The sequence below is a fragment of the uncultured Planktosalinus sp. genome, from assembly GCF_963973675.1.
GTDB lineage: Bacteria > Bacteroidota > Bacteroidia > Flavobacteriales > Flavobacteriaceae > Planktosalinus.
The window spans coordinates 1-6,573 of the sequence record NZ_CAXBAN010000132.1 but is presented as its reverse complement, the minus strand read 5'-3'; the positions used below and the strand labels follow the sequence as shown (position 1 = coordinate 6,573).

At 32.7% G+C, this 6,573-nt stretch carries 7 protein-coding genes and 2 pseudogenes; 8 read left to right on the top strand and 1 reads right to left on the bottom strand.

The window, feature by feature from the left end; all coding sequences use genetic code 11:
* Positions 1-1,555, top strand: a 1,555-nt coding sequence (locus AACY61_RS06770; RefSeq protein ID WP_339610817.1) for a response regulator, incomplete at its 5' end; no start/stop codon positions are given.
* Here the strand turns inward: AACY61_RS06770 and lpxK are convergent.
* Positions 1,552-2,610: a tetraacyldisaccharide 4'-kinase gene (lpxK, locus tag AACY61_RS06765; RefSeq protein ID WP_339610816.1), complete on the bottom strand. Its 1,059-nt coding sequence runs from the start codon at positions 2,608-2,610 to the stop codon at positions 1,552-1,554. The two genes, AACY61_RS06770 and lpxK, sit on opposite strands and share 4 nt — an antisense overlap.
* 12 nt (positions 2,611-2,622) lie before the next feature.
* On the opposite strand from lpxK, the gene AACY61_RS06760 reads away from it, so the two are divergent.
* The 7 genes and pseudogenes from AACY61_RS06760 to AACY61_RS06730 all read left to right on the top strand — a co-directional run.
* Complete coding sequence (locus tag AACY61_RS06760) at positions 2,623-3,738, top strand: Nif3-like dinuclear metal center hexameric protein (protein ID WP_339610815.1); 1,116 nt, start codon at positions 2,623-2,625, stop codon at positions 3,736-3,738.
* A 2-nt stretch (positions 3,739-3,740) separates the two neighbouring features.
* Positions 3,741-4,520: a hypothetical protein gene (locus AACY61_RS06755; protein ID WP_339610814.1), complete on the top strand. Its 780-nt coding sequence runs from the start codon at positions 3,741-3,743 to the stop codon at positions 4,518-4,520.
* 79 nt (positions 4,521-4,599) lie between these two features.
* The gene (gene msrA / locus AACY61_RS06750; protein WP_339610813.1) at positions 4,600-5,274 is read left to right on the top strand and encodes a peptide-methionine (S)-S-oxide reductase MsrA; all 675 of its coding nucleotides are present in this window, start codon (positions 4,600-4,602) and stop codon (positions 5,272-5,274) included.
* Positions 5,275-5,279: 5 nt separating this feature from the next.
* A complete protein-coding gene (locus AACY61_RS06745; protein ID WP_339610812.1) occupies positions 5,280-5,423 on the top strand; it encodes a DUF2256 domain-containing protein in 144 nt (47 codons plus the stop codon).
* A gap of 285 nt (positions 5,424-5,708) precedes the next feature.
* Positions 5,709-5,867 (top strand): annotated as a pseudogene (locus AACY61_RS06740) (lmo0937 family membrane protein).
* Between the two features lie 78 nt (positions 5,868-5,945).
* The gene (locus tag AACY61_RS06735) at positions 5,946-6,092 is read left to right on the top strand and encodes a hypothetical protein (protein ID WP_339610811.1); all 147 of its coding nucleotides are present in this window, start codon (positions 5,946-5,948) and stop codon (positions 6,090-6,092) included.
* A 108-nt stretch (positions 6,093-6,200) separates the two neighbouring features.
* Positions 6,201-6,573 (top strand): annotated as a pseudogene (locus AACY61_RS06730) (hypothetical protein); the annotation flags it as partial.

The following is a 6,573-nucleotide window of genomic DNA, read 5'->3' as shown; positions in this document are numbered from 1 at the left end:
GGCTTTTGAAATAAGTAGAGATAATAATTTTTTAAAAACTGAAACTGAATGTTATAAAACTTACAGCGATATTGCATTTTTACAAAATCGGGTTGAAGATGCTTACACTTCGTTGAGGCAGTTTATTGAAAAGAGAGATGAATTAGAAGAAATTCATGCATCAGTTTTAAGTAAAAACTTAAATTTTGAATCCAATAGTGATGAACTAAACGCAATTATTGCAACCCAAAAAAGTGACCTTGACCAACAGCAAAAATCTATCACAATGAATAGGTTTACGACTGGTTTGAGTGTTGCTCTAATAATTATTCTCTCCCTTCTAACTCTTTCTCTTTATAAAAATAACAACTTGAGGGCAAAAGCAAACAATTTGCTTCAAGATAAAAACGATGAGTTATTAATTGCTAAAGAACGTGCAGAAAAAGCATCATTAGCCAAGGCTCAATTTCTGTCAACCATAACACATGAGTTGCGAACACCAATGTATGCTGTTACGGGACTTACACATCTATTGCTTGAAGAAAACCCAAGAGAGGACCAAAAAGAGCATTTAAACTCATTGAAATTCTCTGGTGAATATTTATTATCACTCATAAATAACATATTAGACCTAAATAAACTTGAAGCCAATAAGGTAGAGCTTGAGAAAAAATCATTTAGCCTTAAGAAAAGAGTGGAAGATGTACTCATCGCTCTTAAAAAGTCTGCACTTGATAAAAGTAACAAGCTCGTCCTTGAATATGATGACGGAATTCCTCCAAAATTAATTGGTGACCCGGTCGTTTTATCACAGATTCTGATTAATCTTGTAGGTAACTCCGTTAAATTTACTGAAAACGGAAAAGTAACCCTAAAAGTTAAAAAATTAAGCCAAACTGACCGAAGTGTGCTGCTGCACTTTGAAATTAAGGACACCGGTGTTGGTATATCATTGAAAAAACAAAAAGCAATTTTTGAAAGCTTTACTCAAGGTTCCATACAAATCAACAGAAAATTTGGAGGAACTGGTCTTGGGCTTTCCATTGTAAAAAATTTATTGACATTAATGGACAGTAAAGTCCACCTTGAAAGTGAAATTGGTAAAGGATCAACCTTTTGGTTTGACATTAAATTAAATATTTCTGATGAAAAAGTGGAAGATAAAAGCGATTTACCAATTCAAAATTTAGACTATGCTTCGCTCGAAAACCTAAGCATTCTGGTTGTTGAGGACAATAAAATCAACCAAATGATTACTAAGAAAATTTTAGAAAAAAACAAAGTAAAATGCGCAGTTGCTGACAATGGTGAAGACGCTGTAAAAATGGCAAAGGAAAATAACTATGATTTAATTTTGATGGATATACATATGCCCGGAATAAGTGGTATTGAAGCTACTCAACAAATCAGAGAATTTAAACAAGACATTCCAATTATTGCTCTTACTGCTGTGACCATTGATGAAAACCTAGATGACTTCTACAAAGCAGGCTTTAATGAAATCATACCTAAACCTTTCAAAACCGATGAATTTTTCGAAAAAATTTATCGTACAATGCAATCACAACAAGTTTAAAAATTTTCCGATTGTTTTTCAGAAATACCTGCAGCAGCATTTTGTATGCGTTTAATAAACCCATCTTCTTTGTTAAGAAATGATAGTGAAATAGGAAGATAATACAACTCCGCTTTCTTAATATGACTCTTTAACCTCATAAAATCTTTTTCCGTAGTCAGAATATATTTTTCCTGATCAAGTTTCAATAATTCCTGAGTCGAAAAATTATGATGGTCTCCATATTTAAAATGTTTAAACGAAAGATTTAAATTTTTTAAATAGTCTACTAAAGGGGCTGGGTTTGCAATACCTGTAACTAATACAAACTCTTTTTCTTCCAGATACTCTACATGCTTTGATTGTTCAATCCCCTGAATTAAAGAGGCATATGAAATTGAAGAAAAATAAACTTGCTGGTTAGGTTCTAACTTTAAATCAAATTGTATTTGTTGTTGCTTAGAATATGGTAAGTTTTCGGGACATTTAGTAACAACAACACAGTCTGCTCTTTTTGCGCCAGTTTTTGACTCTCTTAAATTACCGGCGGGCAACACCAAATCATTGATGTATAAATTTGAAAAAGAAGTGAGTAAAACTGAAAAAAATGGCTTTACCTTTCTATGTTGGAACGCATCGTCGAGTAATATCACATCAGCAATATCTTTTAACTTATTGATGCCACGTCTTCTGTTTGCATCTACCGCTACAACAATATCAGGGAATTTTAACTTAAACTGCAATGGTTCATCTCCAACTTCAAGAACATCGTTATTTACATCTACTAATTGAAATCCAATGGTTTTTCGCTGGTACCCCCTACTTAAAACAGCTACTTTAAAATCATCTTTCAAAATACCAATCAAATATTCTATCATAGGTGATTTACCAGTTCCACCCAAATTTAAATTTCCTACACAAATAATAGGAACATCAAAAACAGTTTGCTCTAAATAGTTATTGTCAAAAAGCCAGTTTCGCAAATAAGTAACACCATCATAGGCAATTGAAAATGGAAATAATATTTTTCGAAGTTTATTCATCACAACGAAAATATACTTTTTTATCTTTACCATAAAATACTCATTATGATAATTCAACAAGTTATTAATTTTTTTGAAGAATTGGCCCCAACATACTATGCCGAAGACTATGATAATGTTGGTCTCCTTGTAGGCGATAAAAACTCTGAAATAACATCTATTTTGGTCACACACGACACACTTGAAGAGGTAGTTGACGAGGCAATAAACAAAAACTGTAACCTGATAATTAGCTTTCACCCTATTATTTTCAGTGGTTTAAAAAAAATCAATGGAAAATCATATGTTGAAAAAACCATAATCAAAGCCATTCAAAACAACATTGCCATATTTGCAATTCATACAGCCCTGGATAATAACTGGAATGGCGTTAATGCAATTCTATGTGATAAATTAGGCCTTATTAATAGAAAAGTATTAATTCCAAAAAAATCAACAATTAAAAAACTGCTAACATTTGTACCTAAAAGCAATGCAAACAAACTACGGGAATCTCTTTTTGAAGCTGGTGCAGGAACTATTGGTAATTATGACAACTGCAGTTTTAACCTAGAAGGAACAGGAAGCTTCCGAGCCAATGAAGATGCCAACCCAACTTTAGGCAAAAAAGGACAAACACATTTTGAAGATGAAACTCAAATTGGGGTAACTTTTCCAGCACACCTTGAAAATCAAATTATCAAAACATTAAAATTAAACCATCCTTATGAAGAAGTTGCTTATGAAATTACTACTCTCGAAAACGCCAATCAAAAAATCGGGTCAGGAATGATCGCAGAACTTCCTGTAGCTTTACCTGAAATTGAATTTTTAAAAAATGTAAAAAAGACATTGAATTCGGGTTGTATAAAACACAGTAAACTGTTAAATATAAAAATAAAAAAAGTTGCAGTTTTAGGAGGTTCAGGAAGTTTTGCAATTGAAGCTGCAAAACGAGCTGGAGCAGATATATATTTAACTGCAGATTTGAAATACCATGACTTTTATAAAGCCGAAAATCAATTTGTTATTGCAGATATTGGCCATTATGAAAGTGAACAATTCACAAAAAACGAATTAGTTGAGTTCCTTACCAAAAAAATCACTAATTTTGCACCTGCCTTTGAAAAAGGAACTATTAAAATATCAGAAGTAAACACCAATCCTATCAAGTATTTATAAATATGGCAAAGAAAACTGAAGCAACAGTAGAAGAAAAATTAAGAGCTTTATATGACTTGCAATTAATCGAATCAAAAATTGATGAGATTAGAAATTTGCGCGGAGAACTTCCACTCGAAGTAAGAGACCTTGAAGATGAAATTGCCGGTCTTTCAACAAGAATTGACAAGCTTAAAGCAGACCTTCAGTCTACAGAAGATGCTATCAAGGAAAAGAAAAATCAAATAGAGGAATCTAAAAGCCTGATAAAAAAATACACCTCACAACAGGACAATGTGCGCAATAACAGAGAATATAACTCTCTGAGTAAGGAAATTGAATTTCAAGAACTGGAAATTCAATTGGCTGAAAAGCACATCAAAGAATTAAAAGCTCAGATGGAGCATAAAAATGAAGTGATCGAACAATCACAGGAGAGACTAGAAGATAAGGAAAACCATTTAAAACATAAAAAATCTGAGTTAGATGATATCCTAGGAGAAACAGAAAAGGAAGAAAAAACACTCCTCAAAGAAGCAGAAAACTATAAATCACAACTTGAAGAACGATTAGTTAAAGCCTATGAGCGTATTCGTAAAAGCACTAAAAACGGACAAGCAGTTGTAACCATCGAAAGAGGTGCATCTGGAGGATCGTTCTTCTCTATACCCCCACAGGTTCAGGTTGAAATTGCCTCTCGTAAAAGAATCATGACCGACGAACACAGTGGAAGAATTCTCGTCGACACTGAACTTGCTGAAGAAGAACGTCAAAAAATGGATAAGTTTTTTGCCAAGCTTTAAGCAATCTTTCAAATAAATTTTAACAAAGCCTTCCCATTTTACGGAAGGCTTTTTTTGTACATTTAAATTAAAAAGTGTTATGAAAAATCAAGTTATAGTCCTTCTTCTTTTGGGAACCATATTTTCTGTTTCCTGTCAAAATAGTTCAAACAATAATAAATCAGAAGAACTTGAAAAGCAAATATCTTCTTCACCTGTTGAGGTGCCAATTAAAAATGGACTCAGAAAAGCTTACTTTGCAAGCGGCTGTTTCTGGTGTGTTGAAGCCATTTATGAAAGTATATATGGAGTTGAAGAAGTTATATCTGGTTATTCTGGCGGCCATACCAAATCCCCAACATATGAGTCCACAAATACTGGAACAACTGGACATGCAGAAGCTGTAGAAGTCATTTATGACCAAAAAAAAGTGAGCTTTTCTTCTCTTGTTGATGTTTATTTTGGTTCTCAAAACATCACCCAGATAAATGGTCAAGGTCCCGATAGGGGTTCGCAATACCGTTCCATTATTTTTTACCAAAATGAAGAACAAAAACAAATCATAGATGAGAAAATAAATTCGTTGAACAAACAGTTAAGTGATAAAACAGTAGCTGCACAGGTATTTCCTTTTGAAACCTTTTGGGTTGCTGAAGAATATCATCAGGATTATGAAAAAAACAATCCAAACAATCCTTACATCCAAAATGTATCTATCCCAAGATTAAACAGATTTAAAGAGAAGTTTCCTGAACTTTTAAAAGAAAATAATTGATCCCGGTGACTCACAAAAAACCTCACCTGCCCATAAAAGTTTGCGTCATTTGCAAATTGCCATTTTCCTGGAGAAAGAAATGGGAAAAAAATTGGGAGAATGTTAAATTTTGTAGTGATAAATGCAAAAGATCTAAAAAAACAACTTGATAAATCAATTGGTTTGCTTTCGAAAAAGATGCTGTCGACTTTAAAAAAAACTGAAGAATTAAGAGCACAATTTTTAATCAATACTAAATTCGTACTGAAAAATATCAAAGTAAATTGAATATTGACTTGCTAGTTTTCCAAAACAACTCATCAAGAAATCATCAAAACCCACCTCATCACACAAATTAATATTAATTTAATAAATAACGTTATATAATATTAAATTTATAGAGTTATATTTAAATATTTATACCTTTAATACCACTAATCAATAATTAATAAATTATGAGAGATTTAATTTGGCTTATTGTTGTCATCCTAATTATTTGATGGTTAATGGGTTACTTTGGTTTCGGTGAAGCAGTTGGTAACTTGATTCACATTCTTTCAGTTCTTGCTGTAATTGCAATTCTTTACAGGTTAGCAACAGGAAAAAAACCATAACCTTACAAATTTTAAATAATTATTAACCAATAAAAACAATCAATTATGTTACGCAAATTTTTAAGCATATTCCTAGTATTGTCACTTTCATTAGCTTATACAAGTTGTCGTGAAAAAACACCAGAAGAAAAAATAGAAGACGGTGTAGAAGAAGTAGGTGAAGGTGTTGAAGACGCCGCAGAAGAAGCAGGCGATGAAATTGAAGATGCAGTAGATGATCTATAATATTTTTTGAATTTTCAAAAATTAACCCTTCCTTAAAACCGAAGGGTTTTTTTATGTTTTTGCATCAAACAAAACCTACTTTTGTATCTTTACACAAACTAGTAATCTATGAAAAAAGCATCACTTCTTATACTGATTTTAATCGGTACACTTTCTTGCAAAAATGAAAAAGACAAACCCCTTTCAGGAAAAGAACCCTTAACCCTTCCTGAAATGATTGCTTTGGCTCACGGAGTGGAACATTGGGAAAATGTTGAAGAACTGAAGTTTACCTTCAATGTAGATCGGGGTGAAAACCATTCTGAACGCTCCTGGAATTGGAAACCAAAAACAGATGATGTAACTTTCTACAGTAGTGATGACACCATTCAATACAACCGTAAAAGCCTTGACAGCATTTCCCTTCCGGCAGACCGTGCATTTATCAACGATAAATACTGGCTTTTGGCACCTTTCAATCTCGTTTGGGATAAAGGAACTT